At 69.3% G+C, this 18825-nt stretch carries 18 protein-coding genes and 1 riboswitch; of the genes, 11 read left to right on the top strand and 7 right to left on the bottom strand.

Features of this window, described 5'->3' with window-relative positions; genetic code table 11:
• Window positions 1-137: 137 nt before the first annotated feature.
• The 5 genes from crcB to P6166_RS15925 all read right to left on the bottom strand — a co-directional run bounded on the left by crcB (window position 138) and on the right by P6166_RS15925 (window position 7248).
• A complete protein-coding gene (crcB, locus tag P6166_RS15905) occupies window positions 138-533 on the bottom strand; it encodes a fluoride efflux transporter CrcB (protein ID WP_277765420.1) in 396 nt (131 codons plus the stop codon).
• A 105-nt stretch (window positions 534-638) separates the two neighbouring features.
• Window positions 639-706: riboswitch (Fluoride riboswitch) on the bottom strand.
• Window position 707: 1 nt separating this feature from the next.
• The gene (locus P6166_RS15910; RefSeq protein WP_277765452.1) at window positions 708-1997 is read right to left on the bottom strand and encodes a replication-associated recombination protein A; all 1290 of its coding nucleotides are present in this window, start codon (window positions 1995-1997) and stop codon (window positions 708-710) included.
• A gap of 178 nt (window positions 1998-2175) precedes the next feature.
• On the bottom strand, window positions 2176-2799 hold the full coding sequence (gene lolA / locus P6166_RS15915) for an outer membrane lipoprotein chaperone LolA (RefSeq protein WP_277765421.1): 624 nt from the start codon (window positions 2797-2799) through the stop codon (window positions 2176-2178).
• Window positions 2800-2877: 78 nt separating this feature from the next.
• The gene (locus P6166_RS15920) at window positions 2878-4815 is read right to left on the bottom strand and encodes a DUF3857 domain-containing transglutaminase family protein (RefSeq protein WP_277765453.1); all 1938 of its coding nucleotides are present in this window, start codon (window positions 4813-4815) and stop codon (window positions 2878-2880) included.
• Window positions 4816-4893: 78 nt separating this feature from the next.
• Complete coding sequence (locus P6166_RS15925) at window positions 4894-7248, bottom strand: DNA translocase FtsK (protein WP_277765422.1); 2355 nt, start codon at window positions 7246-7248, stop codon at window positions 4894-4896.
• 289 nt (window positions 7249-7537) lie between these two features.
• Between P6166_RS15925 and trxB the strand changes: the two genes are divergently transcribed.
• From trxB to infA, 4 genes are all read left to right on the top strand, one after another.
• The gene (gene trxB, locus P6166_RS15930) at window positions 7538-8506 is read left to right on the top strand and encodes a thioredoxin-disulfide reductase (protein WP_277765423.1); all 969 of its coding nucleotides are present in this window, start codon (window positions 7538-7540) and stop codon (window positions 8504-8506) included.
• 7 nt (window positions 8507-8513) lie between these two features.
• Complete coding sequence (locus tag P6166_RS15935) at window positions 8514-9650, top strand: GNAT family N-acetyltransferase (protein ID WP_277765424.1); 1137 nt, start codon at window positions 8514-8516, stop codon at window positions 9648-9650.
• Between the two features lie 5 nt (window positions 9651-9655).
• The gene (aat, locus tag P6166_RS15940; RefSeq protein ID WP_277765425.1) at window positions 9656-10399 is read left to right on the top strand and encodes a leucyl/phenylalanyl-tRNA--protein transferase; all 744 of its coding nucleotides are present in this window, start codon (window positions 9656-9658) and stop codon (window positions 10397-10399) included.
• Between the two features lie 169 nt (window positions 10400-10568).
• On the top strand, window positions 10569-10787 hold the full coding sequence (gene infA / locus P6166_RS15945; RefSeq protein WP_004425677.1) for a translation initiation factor IF-1: 219 nt from the start codon (window positions 10569-10571) through the stop codon (window positions 10785-10787).
• A gap of 139 nt (window positions 10788-10926) precedes the next feature.
• Here the strand turns inward: infA and clpA are convergent, their stop codons facing one another.
• Both clpA and clpS read right to left on the bottom strand, forming a co-directional pair.
• Window positions 10927-13209: an ATP-dependent Clp protease ATP-binding subunit ClpA gene (gene clpA, locus P6166_RS15950; protein ID WP_277765426.1), complete on the bottom strand. Its 2283-nt coding sequence runs from the start codon at window positions 13207-13209 to the stop codon at window positions 10927-10929.
• Between the two features lie 140 nt (window positions 13210-13349).
• On the bottom strand, window positions 13350-13670 hold the full coding sequence (gene clpS / locus P6166_RS15955) for an ATP-dependent Clp protease adapter ClpS (RefSeq protein WP_130320011.1): 321 nt from the start codon (window positions 13668-13670) through the stop codon (window positions 13350-13352).
• Between the two features lie 88 nt (window positions 13671-13758).
• On the opposite strand from clpS, the gene P6166_RS15960 reads away from it, so the two are divergent.
• From P6166_RS15960 to P6166_RS15990, 7 genes are all read left to right on the top strand, one after another.
• The gene (locus tag P6166_RS15960; RefSeq protein WP_277765427.1) at window positions 13759-14280 is read left to right on the top strand and encodes a hypothetical protein; all 522 of its coding nucleotides are present in this window, start codon (window positions 13759-13761) and stop codon (window positions 14278-14280) included.
• Window positions 14280-14732 (top strand): NUDIX hydrolase, encoded by a 453-nt coding sequence (locus P6166_RS15965; RefSeq protein ID WP_277765428.1) that lies wholly within the window; start codon window positions 14280-14282, stop codon window positions 14730-14732. The genes P6166_RS15960 and P6166_RS15965 overlap by 1 nt, the downstream gene beginning before the upstream one ends.
• Entirely contained in the window at window positions 14729-15865 is a 1137-nt protein-coding gene (mnmA, locus tag P6166_RS15970) for a tRNA 2-thiouridine(34) synthase MnmA (RefSeq protein WP_277765429.1), read from the top strand. Before P6166_RS15965 ends, mnmA begins: the two co-directional genes overlap by 4 nt.
• Entirely contained in the window at window positions 15862-16476 is a 615-nt protein-coding gene (gene hflD, locus P6166_RS15975; RefSeq protein ID WP_277765430.1) for a high frequency lysogenization protein HflD, read from the top strand. The genes mnmA and hflD overlap by 4 nt, the downstream gene beginning before the upstream one ends.
• Before the next feature lie 363 nt (window positions 16477-16839).
• Window positions 16840-18030, top strand: coding sequence for a methyl-accepting chemotaxis protein (locus tag P6166_RS15980; RefSeq protein WP_130320016.1), 1191 nt, complete (start codon window positions 16840-16842; stop codon window positions 18028-18030).
• An 82-nt stretch (window positions 18031-18112) separates the two neighbouring features.
• Window positions 18113-18307, top strand: coding sequence for a hypothetical protein (locus P6166_RS15985; RefSeq protein WP_277765431.1), 195 nt, complete (start codon window positions 18113-18115; stop codon window positions 18305-18307).
• A 62-nt stretch (window positions 18308-18369) separates the two neighbouring features.
• Window positions 18370-18822 carry a hypothetical protein gene (locus P6166_RS15990; protein WP_277765432.1) on the top strand — a complete coding sequence of 151 codons (453 nt, stop codon included), beginning with the start codon at window positions 18370-18372 and terminating at the stop codon, window positions 18820-18822.
• Window positions 18823-18825: the final 3 nt, after the last annotated feature.

Consider the following 18825-nt stretch of genomic DNA (forward strand, 5'->3'; position numbering starts at 1 on the left):
GGGCGTCAGCGGGCCATGGATGGCCCGCGGCGGCGAATCGGACATGGATGTCTGCTGAGCCGTGACGACCATACCCGGCAGACCGGTGCCCGCACCGTAAGTCAACCCAAACATCCGCCACACAACAAACAGCGCGCCTACGAAAAAACCCTCCCCACCCGCGCACCGAGAAACACCAGCACCAACCCCGCCACCAGCGTGATCGCGAGATACACCCCCACCATCATCGAGCGATCCGTGCGCGCGAACACCAGGCATTCCATCATCAGCGAGGAGAAGGTGGTCAACCCACCCATCAAGCCGACGATCAGCAGCGCCCGCCAAGCCCAGGCCGCCGACCCGCGCCCCTCCAGCCACACCATCAGAAACCCGGCGACAAACGACCCCAGAAGGTTCACCGTCAACGTCCCCCACGGGAACCCCGCGCCGAAGCGCTGCAGCAAGCTCGCACCAATGGCAAAGCGCAGGCCCGAACCTAGCGCGCCCCCGGCCATGGCCAGCAGCAACGAGGGCCAGAACAGAGAAGGATTCATGGACGCCTCCGCGGTGGAAGCGGCATCTGCACGACACGCAACGGCAACAGCATCGGGTTCTCCCTTCGGGTCGATGCCGGGACGCACACCTGCCGCCCCGGCGGGGGCCTGGCAGGCATCATCAGCCCACGCATGCGGGCGGTTCGAGGAGGAATGCCATCTCCTGTGCGCCGATTATGGCTTCGCGCGGCCGCCCTTGTCAGCCCGCGCCGCCGCCCTCGCCTCGCGCAAGCGGTCCAGCTTGTCCTTGAGCTTGATCTCCAGCCCGCGCGGCACCGGTTCGTAGTACACCCGCTCGCCCATGGCGTCGGGAAAGCCGGTCTGGTCCAGCGCGATGCCGCCTTCGGCGTCGTGGTCGTACTGGTACTCGGCGCCATAGCCGAGCGACTTCATCAGCTTGGTCGGCGCGTTGCGCAGGTGCAGCGGCACTTCCTGCGTACCGGTCGCGCGCACGTCGGCCTTGGCCTGGTTGAAGGCGGCATAGCCAGCGTTCGACTTAGCCGTGCTGGCCATGTACAGCACGACCTGCGCGAACGCCAGCTCGCCCTCGGGGCTGCCGAGGCGGTCGTAGATTTCCCACGCCTCCAGCGCCATCTGCTGCGCGCGCGGGTCGGCCAGACCGATGTCCTCGATCGCCATGCGCGTCAGCCGCCGGGCGAGATAGGCCGGATCGCAGCCGCCGTCGAGCATGCGCGTCAGCCAGTACAGCGCGGCGTCCGGGTTGGAGCTGCGCACCGACTTGTGCAGCGCCGAGATCTGGTCGTAGAACTGCTCGCCGCCCTTGTCGAAGCGACGGGTGCGGTCCGCCAGCACCTGTGCGAGCGTGCCGGGCGTGATTTCACCCCCCTCGTCCTGCGCCAGTTCGGCGGCGATCTCCAGCAGCGTGAGCGCGCGGCGCACGTCGCCGTCGGCAGCGGTGGCGATCTCCAGCAGCAATTCGTCGCTGATGCGCGGCGGGTCCTCGCCCAGGCCGCGCACGGGGTCCTGCAGCGCGCGTCGCAGCGCTTCGCGGATGTCCGCCGGGGAGACGGCTTCCATCACGTGCACGCGGCAACGCGAAAGCAGCGCGGAGTTCAGTTCGAACGAGGGGTTCTCGGTGGTGGCGCCCACGAAGATGATCGTGCCGCGCTCGATATGCGGCAGGAAGGCATCCTGCTGGGTCTTGTTGAAGCGGTGCACCTCGTCGACGAACAGCACGGTTCGGCGGCCGCCGGCAAAGCGCTGGGCGGCCTCGGCCAACACCTGGCGCACCTCCGGCAAGCCGGACAGCACGGCGGAGATGGCGCGGAACTCGGCATCGGCGTACTGGGCCAGCAGCAGCGCCAGCGTGGTCTTGCCGCAACCCGGCGGCCCCCACAGGATCATCGAGTGCACCTTGCCCGACTCCACTGCCCGGCGCAGTGCGCTGCCCGGCGCCAGCAGCCGGCGCTGGCCGACCATCTCGTCCAGGCTCTGCGGGCGCATGCGCTCGGCCAGCGGACGCAGGTGGTCCTGGTCGACGCTCAGCAGGTCGGGCGCGGGTTCGGTCGGGGTTCTGGTACGGGCCACGCCTTCATTCTACTCGTGGGCGCGGGCCGCGACCCGAAGTTCACGGCGCGCGGGGCCACCGCGCCCGCCGGCGCGGCAGCGCTGCCCTGCCGGCTTACTCGCCGACGACGTCCACGCCCTTGGCCGGCGTGAACTGGAACGTGCCGGGCGCGAAGGCCGGATTGCGCTTCCAGCCTTCGAAGCGGATCGCGGTGCGCTGGCCGATCGCATCGGTCACTTCCATGCGCGCCAGGCCATTGGGGCCGAAGCCCAGCGCGGCGATCTGGAAGGTGGCATCGGCGCCCACCTTCGGCGTGAGCGAGAGCCACTGCAGGCCGTCACGCGGCGCGGCTTCCTCGCTGATGTCGAATTGCTTGGCCAGACGCGAGGGATCGATCAGCGCGCTCAGCGGGCTGTTGCGTTCTTCCTCGCCCTGCGGGCGCACGGTGGCCTGCTGCAGGTCGGGGTCGTAGATCCACACCTTCTTGCCGTCGGCCACGATCAGCTGCTGGTACGGCTTGGTGTACTCCCAGCGGAACTGGCGCGGCGCCGACAGCGCGACGCGGCCGCTGGTGGTTTCCTTGACCTTGCCGGCCGGGTCGAACACCTGCTGCGAGAACTGCCCGTCCAGGCCCTTCAGGCCGCGGGTGAAGTTGTCCAGTTCGGCACGGGCACCGGCGAAGGCGGTGCCGGCCAGCAGGCCGGTGGCGAGGACGGCATAACGCAGCGTGCGCAGCATCGGGAGTCGATCCGTGGAAGTGAGGGCGTCATTCTGCCGCCAAGCGGATGAACGGGCGAGCGCGCCGGCGGCGCCCGTTCAGTTCGCGGCCTGCCCCGTCTGCACGCTGCGCAGGTCGCCGTACACCACCTGCCCGCGGAAGCCGCGCCGCACCTGCTGGAACAGCTCGCGGAAGGCGGCGTAGTCCTGCGGCTGGCACAGCGCCTGCGGGCCGTGGATGGCGTGGCGCACCAGCCGGTGCGTGGCGGTCACGGTCTGCCCGTCGCGGCGCCAGTCCACGCTGTATTCGCCGGCGTGGTTGCGGAAGGTAGCGCTGCGCGGCAGCGCGGCGATCGGCACGTCCGGCGGGAACACCATCACGTAGGTCTCCTCGCGCACGCTGTCGTTGCAGTAGAACGGCACCTCGTTGGTTTCCGCCGAGGCGGTGGCGTACAGATCGCGCGCCGATTCGGCGCCGGGCATGTCCGGCAGGCGCATGCCCCCGACCTGGTTGAAATCCACGTAATCGTTGGCCTGGAACCGGTAGCGGTAGGCAAACGGTGCGGAGAGGTCGAGCGGGTCGCCTTGCAGCTCCAGCTCGCCGCGGCCATCGAACCCGGCCTGGGCGATGATCGACTCCTCGATGCGCCGGCGGTTCTGCGCGTTGAGCTGGGTGAACATCGCGCGCATGCCGACCTCGCCGGTCTGCCCGCTGTCCAGCGTGGTCTGGCCTTCCAGCCCGCCATCGGCGTGGAAGTCGTACTCGCTGCGCGCGACGTAGCGGTTGCGGCTGCGGTCGTTGGGCGGCGTGCGCGCCACCCGGCCGTCGGCGCTGTGTACCACCGGCGCGCCGAGGTCGGAGGCCGGCAACTGGCCGAAGCGTGCGTAGGGATTGGTGGAATCGACGTAGAGGTCGAACTCCGGCAGGTAGGTGATGGCGTGGTTGAAGCGGCCCAGTACCGGGATGCGCGGCAAGGTCGGCCCGCCGTCGGCGCCGATCAGCACCGGCGTGCTGGCGATGCCCTTGGCTGCCAGCAGCGCTTCGAGGATGACGGTGTGGTCCTTGCAGTCGCCGTACTGGCTGTCGGCGATGTGTTCGGCCGGGTTCGGCTCCAGCCCGCCGTTGCCGAGGTACACGGCGACATAGCGGATGTTGCGCGCCACCCAGTCGTACAGCGCGGCCGCCTGCGCACGGCGGTCGGTGATGCCGCTGGTGACGCGGTCGGCCAGGAACTGGATCTTCGGCGTCACCGCCGCCGCCTCGCCGGCCTTGGCGTGGTACGCCAGGCCCATTTGCGCCCAGTCCTGGTAGGTGCTGGCCATGATGGTGGGGCTGAACTCCCACGCCGCCGCGCTCCAGTTCTGCGCCTTCAGCGGCTGCGGGCGGCTGTAGCGCCATTCCCATCGCGCCTGGCCCTTGCCGGCCTTGCCGCGCACCGGCTGCACGTCGCGCGACCACACCTTCATCGGCATGCGTTCGGGCGCGGTGAGCGTCACCACCGCGTCGTCGTACTGGGAAAACACGCTGAAGGTTTCCCAAAGGCTGAAGTAGCCGGGGAAGTACGGGGTGTTCTGGGTACGCCGCACCACGTAGGTGATGCGCGCGCCGGGGGCGAGGTTCGGGAACACGATCACCCGCACCTTGCGGTCGGCGTACATCGCCGCCGCGGCGCTGGAGTAGCTTTCCTGGGTGTAGATGCGGTCGGCCGGCACGTCCTGCCGTTCGCCCTCGGCGGTGGTGGTGTAGGCCTCCAGCACCTCCAGGGTCTGCATCTTCTCGCTGTAGCTCAGCCGCACCTGGCTGAAATGCTCCACCGCCGATTTGGTCTTGAGCAGGATGTCGTAGGTGTCGGTCTCGACGCTGCTGAAGTCCTCGCGCACTTCGTAGTCGGCGCGATAGCGCAGGAAGCTGAAGTTGTTTTCGGCCTGCGCCTGGCCGGCGGGCACGGAGGGCGCGGTGGAGGCCGCGCGCGGAGCGGACTGGGCGAAGGCGCGCGGGGCGCACAGCAGGCTCAGGCACAACAGACACAGGACCAGACGCGACACCCACACCTCCGCAGGGCGGCCCGGGCCGCCGGCCAGGCCGCGCCGTGGGGGCGCGGCGACGGTGCCAGCTTACTTCGGCGGCGGCGGCGCCAGGACGCTGCGATCCCCGTTGTGTTCAGGCGCGCTGACCACGCCGGCCGCTTCCATCGCCTCGATCAGGCGCGCGGCACGGTTGTAGCCGATCTTCAGGCGGCGCTGCACACCGGAGATCGAGGCGCGGCGCGTCTCGGTGACGATGCGCAGGGCCTCGTCGTACAGCGGGTCGGATTCGTCGCCCGCCCCGCCGCTGCTCTCCGGCAGGCCGGTCGCGCCGACCACCACGCCATCGCCCATCGTCTGCACCTCGTCGAGCACGCCGTCGATATAGGACGGCGGGCTGCTCGCCTTGAGGTGTTCGACCACGCGATGCACTTCCTCGTCGCTGACGAAGGCGCCGTGCACGCGGTCGGGCATCGCGGTACCGGGCGGCAGGTAGAGCATGTCGCCGTGGCCGAGCAGGGTCTCGGCACCGGACTGGTCCAGGATGGTGCGCGAATCGATCTTCGAGCTGACCTGGAAGGCGATGCGGGTCGGGATGTTGGCCTTGATCAGGCCGGTGATCACGTCCACCGAGGGGCGCTGCGTGGCCAGGATCAGGTGGATGCCGGCCGCGCGCGCCTTCTGCGCCAACCGTGCGATCAGCTCTTCGACCTTCTTGCCGACGATCATCATCATGTCGGCGAATTCGTCGATGAAGATGACGATGAACGGCAGCGTCTCCAGCGGGCGCGGCGCCTCGCCCAGCTCCGGGTTCGGCTTGAACAGCGGGTCCATCAGCGGCTGCCCGGCGTCGATGGCGTCCTTGACCTTCTTGTTGAAGCCGGCCAGGTTGCGCACGCCCACCGCGCTCATCAGCTTGTAGCGGCGTTCCATCTCCGCCACGCACCAGCGCAGGCCGTTGGCGGCCTCCTTCATGTCGGTCACGACCGGGGCCAGCAGGTGCGGGATGCCCTGGTAGACGCTCAGTTCGAGCATCTTCGGGTCGATCATCAACATCCGCAGGTCCTTGTGCGAGGCCTTGTACAGCAGGCTCAGCACCATCGCGTTGACCGCCACCGACTTGCCCGAGCCGGTGGTGCCGGCCACCAGCAGGTGCGGCATGCGCGCCAGGTCCGCCACCGTCGGGCGGCCGGCGATGTCCTTGCCCAGCGCCAGCGTGAGCGGACTGGCGGACTTGTCGTATTCCTTCGAGCGCAACAGTTCGGAGAGGAAGATCATCTCGCGGCTGACGTTCGGGATCTCCAGGCCGACCACCGACTTGCCCGGGATCACGTCCACCACGCGCACCGACTTCACCGACAGCCCGCGCGCGATGTCCTTGTCCAGCGAGCTGATCTGGCTGACCTTCACGCCCGGCGCCGGTTCGATCTCGAAGCGGGTGATCACCGGGCCCGGATAGGCGCCCACCACCTGCGCATCGATGCGGAAATCCTTGAGCTTGAATTCGATCTGCCGCGAAAGCGTCTCCAGCGTTTCTTCGGAGTAGCCCTTGGCCTGCGGCTTGGGATCGTCCAGCAGCGCCAGCGGCGGCAGGTCCGAGCCATCGCCGTTGACGCCATGGAACATCGGAATCTGCTGCTCGCGCTTGGCGCGCTCGCTCTTCTCCACCACGGGGGCCGGCGGCGGCTCGATCTTCACCGGCTCGCGCTTGGCCTGCTTCACCGCCTCGACCTTGCGCACTTCCTCGCGTTCCTCGCGCATGGCGCGGGTCTGCTGCCACTCGTTGGCCTGCTTGCCGCTCTTGCGCAGCAGCGGCGGCAAGGCCAGCACCCACTTGCCGATGCGCTCCATCACCGCGAACCAGGACAGCCCGGTGGCCAGGGTGATGGAGATCAGCAGCAGCACCACCACGAACAGGTTGCTGCCCAGCGGGCCGAAGCCGGCGCGCAGCGAATTGGCGACCAGCTTGCCCAGGATGCCGCCCGCCTGGGCCACGTCGCCGGAGAACAGGCGCAGGTGCAGGAAGCCGGTGGAGGCGATCAGGAAGCCGACCATGCCCACCAGGCGCAGCGCCGGGCCGAGTTCCGGCTCGCCCTGCCCTTCCTTCTCCATGCCGAACAGCGCGATCCACGCCACCGCGCCGAGGATCAACGGCAGCAGGAAGGCGACGTAGCCGAACAGCTGCAGCAGCACGTCGGCAATCCACGCGCCGGCCTTGCCGCCCATGTTGTGGATCGGCGCCACCACGCTACCGGTCTGCGACCAACCCGGATCACCGGCCGAATAGGTGAAAAGACTCGCCAGCAGGTACAGCAGCAGCGGCGCGATGGCGATCAGCGCCAGGTCGCGCCACAGGCGCTGCCGGCGTGCGTTGTCCGTGGGCACGGGCTTGCGCGCCGCCTTGGTGTCGGCGGCCGCGCCACGTTCGGGAACCTGTTTTGCCACCTGACTCCAGACCTTAGGAAGGTAACCTTAGTACTTGATAATAAACGAGCCGGCGCCAGGAATCAGCCTGCGGCCGGCGGTGCGGGCCTGCGCCCGCGCACAGGACGCCCCGGCACGCGGCCGCACGGGCCGCCGCGCTCGCCCGCCCTGCCCGCGCGCGCGCCGTGGGCCACGCAGTTCCACCGGTTCGCCTTGATTCGAGGGTGGCGCATCGCCACTCTATGCCCCCTGCGGAACGAACGTCACCAGCGACGATCGTGCCGGCATATCTTTCCGATCGCGAGTATATATGAGCGTTTCTCCGAGCAGTTCCGCCAAGCATTCCCGCCTCCTGATCCTCGGCTCCGGCCCCGCTGGCTGGACCGCCGCGGTGTATGCCGCGCGCGCCAACCTCAAGCCCGTCGTCGTCACCGGCCTGCAGCAGGGCGGCCAGCTGATGACCACCACCGAGGTGGACAACTGGCCGGGCGATGCCCACGGCCTGATGGGCCCGGACCTGATGGCGCGCATGCAGGCGCATGCCGAGCGCTTCGAGACCGAGGTCATCTTCGACCACATCCATACCGCGGACCTGTCCAAGCGCCCCTTCACGCTGACCGGCGACAGCGCCACCTACACCTGTGACGCGCTGATCATCGCCACCGGCGCCACCGCCAAGTACCTGGGCATCCCGTCGGAGGAGACCTTCAAGGGCCGCGGCGTGTCCGCCTGCGCCACCTGCGATGGCTTCTTCTACCGCGACCAGGACGTGGCGGTCATCGGCGGCGGCAACACCGCCGTGGAAGAGGCGCTGTACCTGTCCAACATCGCCCGCAAGGTCTACCTGATCCACCGCCGCGACACGCTGCGTGCGGAAAAGATCATGCAGGACAAGCTGTTCGAGAAGGTCAAGGCCGGCAAGATCGAGCCGGTGTGGCACCACACCGTGGACGAGGTGCTGGGCAACGACGCCGGCGTGACCGGCGTGCGCGTGAAGTCCGTGCAGGACGGCAGCACCCGCGACATCCCCGTGCACGGCTTCTTCGTGGCGATCGGCCACCACCCCAACACGCAGTTGTTCGATGGCCAGCTGGCGATGAACAACGGCTACCTGGAGATCCGCTCGGGCCTGGGCGGCAACGCCACCGAGACCTCCGTGGAGGGCGTGTTCGCGGCCGGCGACGTGGCCGACCAGCACTACCGCCAGGCGATCACCTCGGCCGGTTTCGGCTGCATGGCCGCGCTCGACGCCGAGCGCTTCCTCGACCACGCCGACTGAGCCGGCGATGGCCGCCGAGGTGCGTGGCTACCGCCGGCTGGAAGATCTGCCGGCGGCTGCCTGGGACGCGCTGCACGACGGACGCAATCCGTTCGTCCGCCACGCCTTCCTCAGCGGCCTGGAAACCGAGGGCTGCCTGCGTCCGGAATGGGGCTGGAGCCCGCTGCACCTGACCGTGTGGGACGGCGCCGAACTCATCGCCGCCGCCCCGGGCTACCTGAAGAACAACTCGCACGGCGAGTTCGTGTTCGACCATGCCTGGGCGCACGCCTACGCGCGCTATGGGCAGGAGTATTTCCCCAAGTGGCTGGGCGCCGTGCCCTACTCGCCGGTGACCGGCCCGCGCCTGCTGGCGCGCGACGCGCACGCCGCGCGCCAGTTGCTCGACGGCATGGTCGCCCTGGTGGAGGACAACGGCCTGTCCTCGGCCCACGTCAATTTCCACGAAGCGGCCGAGGAAGCGCTGTTCGAGGCGCACGAGGCCGCGTGGCTGCTGCGCCATGACGTGCAGTACCACTGGCAGCGGCAGCCGGAATGGCACGACTTCGACGCCTTCCTCGCGGCGATGGACCACAAGCACCGCAAGAACATCCGCCAGGAGCGCAACAAGGTGCGCCAGGCCGGCATCACGCTGCGCACCGTGCACGGCGACGAGGCCAGCGCGGTCGACCTGGCGGCCATGCACCGCTTCTACCTCAAGACCTTCCACGAATACGGCAACTCGCCGGCGCTCACGCTCGAATTCCTCCAGCACCTGGCGCGCGCGATGCCGCGCGCGCTGGTGATCTTCCTGGCCGAACGCGACGGCGTGCCGCTGGCCGGCGCGCTGTGCCTGCGCGGCACCGACACGCTCTATGGCCGCTACTGGGGCGGCGAAGCCCTGCCCGGCCTGCATTTCGAGGCCTGCTACTACCAAGGCATCGAATACTGCCTGCGCGAGGGGCTGCAGCGCTTCGAACCGGGTGCGCAAGGCGAGCACAAGATCGCCCGCGGATTCCTGCCCACGCAGGTCCGCAGCCGGCACTGGATCGCCGACCCCGGCTTTCGCGAGCCACTGGCCCAGTGGTGCGCGGAGGAGCGCGCCTCGGTGCGACGCTACATGCACGAGTTGCGCGCCCACTCGCCCTTCCGCGACCCGGCGTGAGCGGCGTGCCGCGACACCCCGCCCTGCTCGATGCCGACCCGCGGGCACCCTTCCCGCCGGTCGAGCAGGCCCTGCGCGATCCCGACGGCCTGCTCGCGGTGGGCGGCGACCTCAGCCCGGCGCGGCTGCTCAACGCCTACGCGCACGGCATCTTCCCGTGGTTCTCGCGCGGGCAGCCGATCCTGTGGTGGTCGCCCGACCCGCGGATGACCTTCGACACCGCGACCTTCCGCCTGTCCTCGCGCCTGCGCCGCGAGCTGCGGCGCAGCGCGTGGGTGATCCGCGCCGACACCGCCTTCGACGCCGTGGTGGCGGCCTGCGCCACCGCCCCGCGTCCCGGGCAGGACGGTACCTGGATCGTCCCGCAGATGCGCCAGGCCTACGCCGCGCTGCACCGGCTCGGCCACGCGCATTCGGTCGAGGTGTGGGAGGACGACACGCTCGCCGGCGGCCTCTACGGCGTGGCGATCGGGCGCATGTTCTTCGGCGAGAGCATGTTCAGCGCGCGCAGCGGCGGCTCGAAGGTGGCACTGGCCGCCTTGACGGGCTTCCTGCACGAACAGGGCTGCCCGCTGATCGACGCGCAGGTCGAAAACCCCCACCTGCTGAGCCTGGGCGCCACGCATCTGCCGCGGCAGGCGTTCATGGCGCAGGTGCGCGCGCTGGTGGCGCAACCGGGGCTGGAGGGTGAATGGACGACGCGGTTCGGCGAGCGGCCGGCGGCGGCGCTGGCGGCCGGCGCCAGCTGAGTGGCCGGCCGTTGCGGCCCGCCCGAAGCGGCGATGGGCGCCGCACGGCGGATCACCCCGGCCCCTGTGCACGCGAATGTTTAACGCAAACTTTGCACCCGTGGGCCGAGGAGCGTAAAATCCTCGCCCTTAGGGTCCTCGAAGGGCCATCCCCGAACCGCAGGATTACATGTCGAAAGACGATTCCATCGAATTCGAAGGCACTGTCAGCGAGACGCTGCCGAACACCACTTTCCGGGTCAAGCTGGAGAACGGGCACGAGATCATCGCGCACATCTCCGGCCGCATGCGCAAGAACTACATCCGCATCCTGACGGGCGACCGGGTCAAGGTTGAGATGACCCCGTACGACCTGACCAAGGGCCGCATCACCTACCGCATGAAGTGACGGCACCGCCTTCACCCGGCCCGTAGGCGCGGCCTTCGCCGCGACGCGACCAAGACAAAGGGCGACCCATGGCCGCCCTTCGTGGTGAAACCCTCGAACCGGCGAAGTGCCCCACACTCCGCCGGTTTTGTCGTGCCCGTTATTCCACCGTGGCCGGGAGCAGGCGCTCCGGCTCGGCCTGCGTTTCCACGACCAGTTCGCCGTCCTTGACGTCGATGCTGACCTTGCCGCCGTTGACCAGCTTGCCGAACAGCAGCTCGTCGGCCAGCGGACGCTTGATCTTGTCCTGGATGACCCGCGACATCGGCCGCGCACCCATCAGCGGGTCGAAGCCATGCTGGGCCAGCCAGTCGCGCGCGGTCGGCGTGGTCGCCAGGCTGACGTGCTTCTCCTGCAGCAGCGCTTCCAGCTCGATCAGGAACTTGTCCACCACGCGCAGGATGTGGTCGAAGCCCAGCGGCTGGAACTGCACCACCGCATCGAGGCGGTTGCGGAATTCCGGCGTGAAGCTGCGGCGGATCGTCTCCATCGCGTCGGTGGAGTGATCCTGCTTGGTGAAGCCGATCGTGCGCCGCGAGGCCTGCGCCGCGCCGGCATTGGTCGTCATCACCAGGATCACGTTCTTGAAGTTGGCCTCGCGACCGTTGGTGTCGGTCAGGATGCCGCGGTCCATGACCTGCAGCAGGATGTTGAAGATGTCCGGGTGGGCCTTCTCCACCTCGTCCAGCAGCAGCACGCAGTGCGGGGTCTTGACGATCTTCTCGGTCAGCAGGCCGCCCTGGTCGAAGCCCACGTAGCCCGGAGGCGCGCCGATCAGGCGGCTCACCGAATGCGGCTCCATGTACTCGCTCATGTCAAAGCGCACCAGCTCGATGCCCAGCTGCAGCGCGAGCTGGCGGGTCACCTCGGTCTTGCCCACGCCGGTGGGGCCGGCGAAGAGGAAGTTGCCGATCGGCTTTTCCGGATTGCCCAGGCCCGAGCGCGAGAGCTTGATGGCCGAGGCCAGCGTCTCGATGGCCGGGTCCTGGCCGAAGATCACCATCTTCAGGTTGCGCTCCAGGTGCTGCAGCACGTCCTTGTCGGTCGCGCTCACCTGCTTGGCGGGGATGCGGGCCATCTTGGCGACGATGGTCTCGATCTCCTCGATGTCGATCAGCTCCTTGCGCTCGCCTTCCGGCAGCAGGCGCTGGCGGGCGCCGGCCTCGTCGATGACGTCGATGGCCTTGTCAGGCAGCAGGCGGTCGCCGATGTGCTTGACCGACAGGTCCACCGCCGCCTGCAGCGCGTCGTCGGCGTAGGTCACGCCGTGGTGCGCCTCGTAGCGGGGCTTGAGGCCCTGCAGGATCTGGAAGGCCTCGCCCACGGTCGGCTCGACGATGTCGATCTTCTGGAAGCGCCGCGCCAGCGCGCGGTCCTTTTCGAAGATGCCGCGGTATTCCTGGAACGTGGTCGAGCCGATGCAGCGCAGCTCGCCCGACGCCAGTGCCGGCTTGATGAGGTTGGAGGCATCCATGGTGCCACCGGACGCCGAGCCGGCGCCGATGATGGTGTGGATCTCGTCGATGAACAGCACCGCGTTGGGCACCTTCTTCAGCGCGGTCAGCACGCTCTTCAGGCGCTTCTCGAAATCACCGCGGTACTTGGTGCCAGCGACCAGGGCGCCGAGGTCGAGCGAGTAGATCACCGCGTCGGCCAGCACCTCGGGCACCGCGCCTTCGACGATGCGCTTGGCCAGGCCCTCGGCGATGGCGGTCTTGCCCACGCCGGCCTCGCCCACGTAGAGCGGGTTGTTCTTGCGGCGGCGGCACAGCACCTGGATGGTGCGCTCGATCTCGTCGGCGCGGCCCACCAGCGGGTCGATGCGGCCGGCACGGGCCGCCTCGTTGAGGTTGCTGGCGAACTCGGTCAGGGCGTCGCCCTTGCCCTCGCCCTCCCCGGCCTCGCCCTTGCCCTCGGCTTCGCCGGAGGCCTGGCCCTCGCCCTCCTCGCCCATCTTGGCGATGCCGTGCGAGAGGTAGTTGACGATGTCCAGCCGGGTGATGTCCTGCTGGTTGAGGAAGTAGACCGCGTGGGAATCCTTCTCGCCGAAGATGGCGACCAGCACGTTGGCGCCGGTGACCTCCTTCTTGCCGGAGGACTGCACGTGGTACACGGCGCGCTGCAGCACGCGCTGGAAGCCCAGGGTGGGCTGGGTGTCGCGCCCGTCGTCCTCGGCCAGGCGCGAGACCGAAGCCTCGATCGCCTGCTCCAGGTCGCCGCGCAGGCGGCCGACATCGGCGCCGCAGGCCTTCAGGACGGCCTGGGCGGACGGGTTATCCAGCAGCGCCAACAGCAGGTGCTCGACGGTCATGAACTCATGACGCGCTTCGCGGGCCCGCTTGTAGCACTGGCCGATGGTTTGCTCGAGGTCTTTGCTGAACATGGGGAAGCTCCGACGGCTGATGCCAACAATATGCGGCTTCGGGCTGGATTTTCCACAACCCTATCGGAGGGCCATGTTCACGCGGCGTTAGTACGGGAACGAGGCCACAGCGTTGCAGCCATGGGACGCCCGCGCCGGGCTCAGGTCTGCTCCATCGTGCACAGCAGCGGATGCTGGTTCATGCGCGAGAATTCGTTGACCTGGGCGACCTTGGATTCGGCCACCTCGCGGGTATAGACGCCGCACACGCCACGGCCACGCGTATGCACGTGCAGCATCACCTGGGTGGCTTTTTCCAGGTCCATCGAGAAGAACTGCTGCAGGACGGTCACCACGAAATCCATCGGGGTGTAGTCGTCGTTGAGCAGCAGGACCTGGTAGCGCGGCGGCGGGGCGACTTCGGGGCGGCCGGTCTCGACCAGTACGCCGTGGTCGTGTTCTTGTGAGGGCTTGCGGGGCATCGCGACATTATAGGTGCGGGGGCGGATGGAATGGACGATTCACGTCCCGCCCCGCACAATTCGGGCCTTCCCCCGGAATTCAAGCCCGATGAAGCGCCTGCCGGCCGCCGCAGCATTGCTGGCGGCATCGATCTGCCCGCCGCTGTTCGCCGCCCCGCCCGCCGACACGCACGCCGCCGCGCCCGCCAGTGTCCAGGCCAGCGGTGCCGATGCCGCGCTCGGCCAGCGGCTGCGCGCGCTCGGGCTCGAACCGCAGGTCGACGCCGACGGCGACTACCGCCTGCTGTTCGCGCTGGACGGCGGCCGCCAGCAGGTGACCTACGTGCGCTCGCACACCGAACGCTTCGGCCAGCTGGAGATCCGCGAGATCTGGTCCCCGGCCTACCAGGCCAAGGGCGACAGCCTGCCGGGCGAGATCGCCAACCGGCTGCTGCAGGACGGGCAGGAAAACATCCTCGGTGCCTGGGTGCGCCAGGACGGCACGGCGATCTACGTCACCCGCGTGCCGGCGGACCTGGCCGGCGCCTCGCTGTCGGACGCCATCGAGGCGACCACGCGCGCGGCCGATGCGATGGAAGCCCAACTCACCCCGGGCCAGGACCGCTTCTGATGGCCAGCGCCCGCCCGCCCGCCCCGCACGTCACCGTGGCCACCGTCGTGGTGCGCGATGGCCGCCTGCTGCAGGTGGTCGAGCGCATCGCCGGCCGCGAGGTGATCAACCAGCCCGCCGGCCACCTCGAACCGGGCGAGACGCTGCAGGAGGCCGCCGTGCGCGAGACGCGCGAGGAAACCGGCTGGGACGTGCGCCTGACCGCCTTCATCGGCTGCTACCAGTGGACCGCCCCGGACGGCGAGCCCTACCTGCGCTTCGCCTTCGCCGCCGAGCCGGTGGCGCACGATCCTTCCCGCCCGCTGGACGAGGGCATCCTCGCCGCGCCGTGGATGACGCCGGAGGAACTACGCGCCGACCCCGCGCGCCTGCGCAGCCCGCTGGTGTGGCAAGTGGTCGCCGACTACCTCGGCGGGCAGCGCCATCCGCTGTCGCTGGTGCGGGCGCTGTGAGCGGCGGCCCGCGCATCGTCGTCGGCGTGTCCGGCGGCGTGGATTCCTCCGTCGCCGCGTGGCGCCTGGTGCAGCAGGGCGAAGCGGTGGCCGGGCTGTTCATGCAGAACTGGGCCGACGACGGCAGCGGCGACTGCCGCGCCGAGGACGACCGCCGCGACGCGGTATCGGTCTGCGGCCGGCTCGGCATCCCGTTCCACTTCCGCGATTTCTCCAGCGAATACTGGCAGGGCGTGTTCGCGCACTTCCTGGCCGAGTACGCCGCCGGCCGCACCCCCAACCCGGACGTGCTGTGCAACCGCGAAGTGAAGTTCAAGCATTTCCTGGACGCGGCGCGCGAGCTGGGCGCCGAGCGCATCGCCACCGGCCACTACGCCCGGGTGGCCCACGAGGGCGGGCGTTGGCGCCTGTTGCGCGGCGTGGACACCGGCAAGGACCAGAGCTACTTCCTGCACCAGCTCGGGCAGGCGCAGCTGGCCGCCACGCTGTTCCCGATCGGCGAGCTGCACAAGCCCGAGCTGCGCCGCCTCGCCCGCGAGGCCGGCCTGCCCACGCACGCCAAGAAGGACTCCACCGGCATCTGCTTCATCGGCGAGCGCGACTTCCGCGAGTTCCTCGGCCGCTACCTGCCGGCCAAGGCCGGCGAGATCCGCGACCCGCACGGCGTGCGCATCGCCGAGCACCCGGGCGTGTTCTATTTCACCCTGGGCCAGCGCGAGGGCCTGAACATCGGCGGCGTGCGCGGGCGTGCCGCCGCGCCGTGGTACGTGGTCGGCAAGAACGTGGCGAACAACGTGTTGTACGTGGACCAGGACCGCGAGAGCCCTTGGCTGATGTCCACCACGTTGCGCTCGGAAACCGCGCACTGGATCGCCGGCGCCCCGCCGGCCCGTCGTTTCGACTGCACTGCGCAAACCCGCTACCGCCAGCCCGACGAACCGTGCACGGTAGAGGTCCGCGAGGACGGCTGCGTGGACGTGCGCTTCGCACGCCCGCAGCGCGCGGTCACCCCCGGGCAATCGCTGGTGCTGTATGACGGCGACGAATGCTTGGGCGGCGCAGTGATCGCCTCCACGGACGCGCCACAGGCGCAGGCTTCTTCTTTCCACGCAACAGAGGTATCGGCTCGATGACCGCCCCGATGGACAACCGCGTGCTGGCCCTGGCCGGCCTGGCCCAGGCCCTGCAGCAGGTGCGGCGCATCGCCGAAACCGGCCACTCCGAAGCGGCCAGCGTGCGCACCGCGATGGACAGCGTGTTCCGCATCGATGCCGACTCGCCGGAGGCGGTGTACGGCAACCGCCACCAGGTCGCCCCGGGCCTGCGCCTGCTGCACAACTATTTCCGCAACCAGGGCCAGGACGACGTGCTTCCCCGCCTGGCGCTAGCCGTGCTGCAGCTGGAACGCCGCTTCGTGCGCGACGCCGCCACCGTGGCCGCCGTCTCCACGGGCATCGCCCGGGCCGAGCAGCAAGCGCGCGGGCTGGGCGACAGCGGCCACCCGGACGTGCTGGCGGCCATCGGCGGCCTGTACGCCGACACCATCAGCCACCTCAAGCCGCGCGTGATGGTGCAAGGCAATCCGCATTACCTGGGCCAGGCGAGCGTGGTGGCCGAGATCCGCGCGCTGCTGCTGGCCGCCGTGCGCTCGGCCGTGTTGTGGCGGCAGATGGGCGGCAGCCTGTGGGACTTCGTATTCGGCAAGCGCGCGATGATCGAGGCGGTGGACAGAAGCCTGCGCTGATCCCTGCCGGGCAAATCCGCACATACGGAAGCCGTGGCACGCCACGGCTTTTGCTTTTTCCGGGGTCGTTCGGGGCTATCGCGCGGCGGGCGGGGGCCAGTCCCGCTCGGGGGACGCCAACAACCGCATCCCTGCGGGGCTCGTCGGGCGACGTCCATGTCGCCCGACGCCCCCGAGCGGGACTGGCCCCCGCCCGCCGCGCGATAGCCCCGAACATCCACACGCCGCCCGCGCGCTTACGCCGGCGAAACCGGTGGTTTCGTGAATGCGTACACGAGCGTGGTCAGTGCTTGCCGAGCAAGCACAGCTAAAGACCCGGGGGGTACGGCCGATACAGCAATCGTGATTCTGCCGAGAACGCCCATGTATTCACGCCCCCTTATCCGTATGGCCGCACCGCTGGCCCTGACCCTGCTGTTCCCGCTCGCCGTGGCGCTGGACTGGCCCGGCTTCGTGCGCTGGGCCATCCTGGTCACGCTCACCCTGAGCTGGCTGGGCTTTGCCGCCTGGAACGTGTGGTCGCAGGCGCGGCGCCATCCCGACCAGTCGCGCGTGCTGCGCGAACAGGACCAGCTGCTCACCGAACTGCGCAGCTTCGTCAGCAACGAAGTGGAGGGCTCGCGCGCCGAAGTGGAGCGTGCCCGCGAACTGATCCGCCAGGCCGTCTCCGGCCTGGGCAGCAGCTTCGAGGCCATGAACCGCAAGTCGCGCCAGCAGAGCCTGGCCCTGGCCCGGATCGTCGACCGCGCCGGTGAAGACGGCGGCGCCGGCGTGGACGTGGCCCGCTTCGCCCAGCACGCCAGCTCGCGCATGGAACAGCTGGTCGAAGCCCTGGAGCAGGTCAGCGGCCAGAGCAACACCACCGTGCACCACATCGACGAGATGGCCCAGCACCTGGACGGCATCTTCGCCCTGCTGGAGGACGTCAAGTCCATCGCCGACCAGACCAACCTGCTCGCGCTCAACGCCGCCATCGAAGCGGCCCGCGCCGGCGAGGCCGGCCGCGGCTTCGCGGTGGTCGCCGACGAGGTGCGCAACCTCTCCGAGCGCTCCACCACCTTCAACGAGCAGATCCGCAAGCTGGCGCACAGCTCCAAGGACGCCATCGCCAAGGTGCGCGAGACCGTCTCGCACATGGCCTCGCGCCACCAGGACCGCTCGCGCGAAGCCCGCCACGAATCGGCCGCCATGCTGGAGAACGTCGCCGCCATCAACGCGTCGCTGGGCGAAGGCATGCGCGAGATTTCCGAGTGTGCCCGCGCCATCGACGGCAGCGTCGCCGAGGCCGTGCGCGCCCTGCAGTTCGAGGACATCGCCACCCAGACCCTCAGCGGCGTGCACACCCACCTGGACCGCCTGACCGCCATCAACCGCGAAGCCGTCGCCCTGCAGGAACTCCTGCACCGCAACGGCGGCGTGCTCGACGGCGACCTGATCCAGGCCCTGCAGCGCGTGGGCAGCCGCCTGCGCGAGATGCGCAGCGAGTGGGAGCGCCCGCCGCACAAGCCGGTGTCGCAGCAGAGCATGGGCGCCGGCACGGTCGAGTTGTTCTGATTCGTCCCGCGTCCTCGCACAACCCCGGCTCCGGCCGGGGTTTCGCGTTCCAGCCCCATCGCCCTCGCCCGCTCGCCTTGCCATGACCGACCCCAGCCGCCCCTCGCCCTCTCCCGGCACGACCCACGCGGCCTTCGCGCAGCTGGAATCCGCCGCGCGCCGCGAACTGGTGCGGCTGGCGCAGGCGCTCCCCACGCAGGCACCGGAACACGATCCGCTGTTGGCGCATCTCGCGTGGGATCTCGGATTGACCGGGGACGACCTGCTGCCGGGTTGAGGGCATCCCAGCCTGCGCCGGCGTGGCGCCGCACCCCCGCCACGCGGATATGATGGGCCGGGATGCAGGGGCCGCAGGGGGCATCGTTGACAGGCTTTCTATTTCTTGCATTGATCGCCGTCGCCGGCGGGTATTTCCGGCGGTTCAGAAAAAAGCGCATCGAGCAGGAACTGCGCCAGAGCATCGCGCGCCAGATGTTCCAGACAGAACTTGGCCCCATCAGTGGCGCCGCACTGAAGGTAGTGAAGATCTACCAAGCACCCTCCAGCGTGCGCCGTTGGGATCCAGTATGGGAGCTTGCCTTCCGCGACGACCCGTATGGCGGCGACGCGTTCTGGTATTGCGTCGGACCGGGGCCCAGCTACTTCCTTGCGATCGCCATGCTGCAGGCCGGCAGCGGAAAGGTCGACGCGACGTGGATCATCCGCCCGCTGACCGAAGCCCGCATGCGCGGCGCGTTGATCGGCGACCGCAAGGCCACCGCCCTGGCGTTCGGCAGCGCGATCGAAGGCTGAGCG

Source organism: Stenotrophomonas sp. HITSZ_GD (assembly GCF_029543105.1).
In the GTDB taxonomy this organism is placed as follows: Bacteria; Pseudomonadota; Gammaproteobacteria; order Xanthomonadales; family Xanthomonadaceae; genus Stenotrophomonas_A.

Excerpts from the sequence above, each read along its gene's own strand:
- crcB (WP_277765420.1), bottom strand. The coding sequence starts at position 533 with ATGAATCCTTCTCTGTTCTGGCCCTCGTTGCTGCTGGCCATGGCCGGG.
- P6166_RS15910 (WP_277765452.1), bottom strand. The coding sequence starts at position 1,997 with ATGCGCCCGCAGAGCCTGGACGAGATGGTCGGCCAGCGCCGGCTGCTG.
- lolA (WP_277765421.1), bottom strand. The coding sequence starts at position 2,799 with ATGCTGCGCACGCTGCGTTATGCCGTCCTCGCCACCGGCCTGCTGGCC.
- trxB (WP_277765423.1), top strand. The coding sequence starts at position 7,538 with ATGAGCGTTTCTCCGAGCAGTTCCGCCAAGCATTCCCGCCTCCTGATC.
- P6166_RS15935 (WP_277765424.1), top strand. The coding sequence starts at position 8,514 with ATGGCCGCCGAGGTGCGTGGCTACCGCCGGCTGGAAGATCTGCCGGCG.
- infA (WP_004425677.1), top strand. The coding sequence starts at position 10,569 with ATGTCGAAAGACGATTCCATCGAATTCGAAGGCACTGTCAGCGAGACG.
- clpA (WP_277765426.1), bottom strand. The coding sequence starts at position 13,209 with ATGTTCAGCAAAGACCTCGAGCAAACCATCGGCCAGTGCTACAAGCGG.
- clpS (WP_130320011.1), bottom strand. The coding sequence starts at position 13,670 with ATGCCCCGCAAGCCCTCACAAGAACACGACCACGGCGTACTGGTCGAG.
- P6166_RS15960 (WP_277765427.1), top strand. The coding sequence starts at position 13,759 with ATGAAGCGCCTGCCGGCCGCCGCAGCATTGCTGGCGGCATCGATCTGC.
- P6166_RS15965 (WP_277765428.1), top strand. The coding sequence starts at position 14,280 with ATGGCCAGCGCCCGCCCGCCCGCCCCGCACGTCACCGTGGCCACCGTC.
- hflD (WP_277765430.1), top strand. The coding sequence starts at position 15,862 with ATGACCGCCCCGATGGACAACCGCGTGCTGGCCCTGGCCGGCCTGGCC.
- P6166_RS15980 (WP_130320016.1), top strand. The coding sequence starts at position 16,840 with ATGTATTCACGCCCCCTTATCCGTATGGCCGCACCGCTGGCCCTGACC.
- P6166_RS15985 (WP_277765431.1), top strand. The coding sequence starts at position 18,113 with ATGACCGACCCCAGCCGCCCCTCGCCCTCTCCCGGCACGACCCACGCG.
- P6166_RS15990 (WP_277765432.1), top strand. The coding sequence starts at position 18,370 with ATGCAGGGGCCGCAGGGGGCATCGTTGACAGGCTTTCTATTTCTTGCA.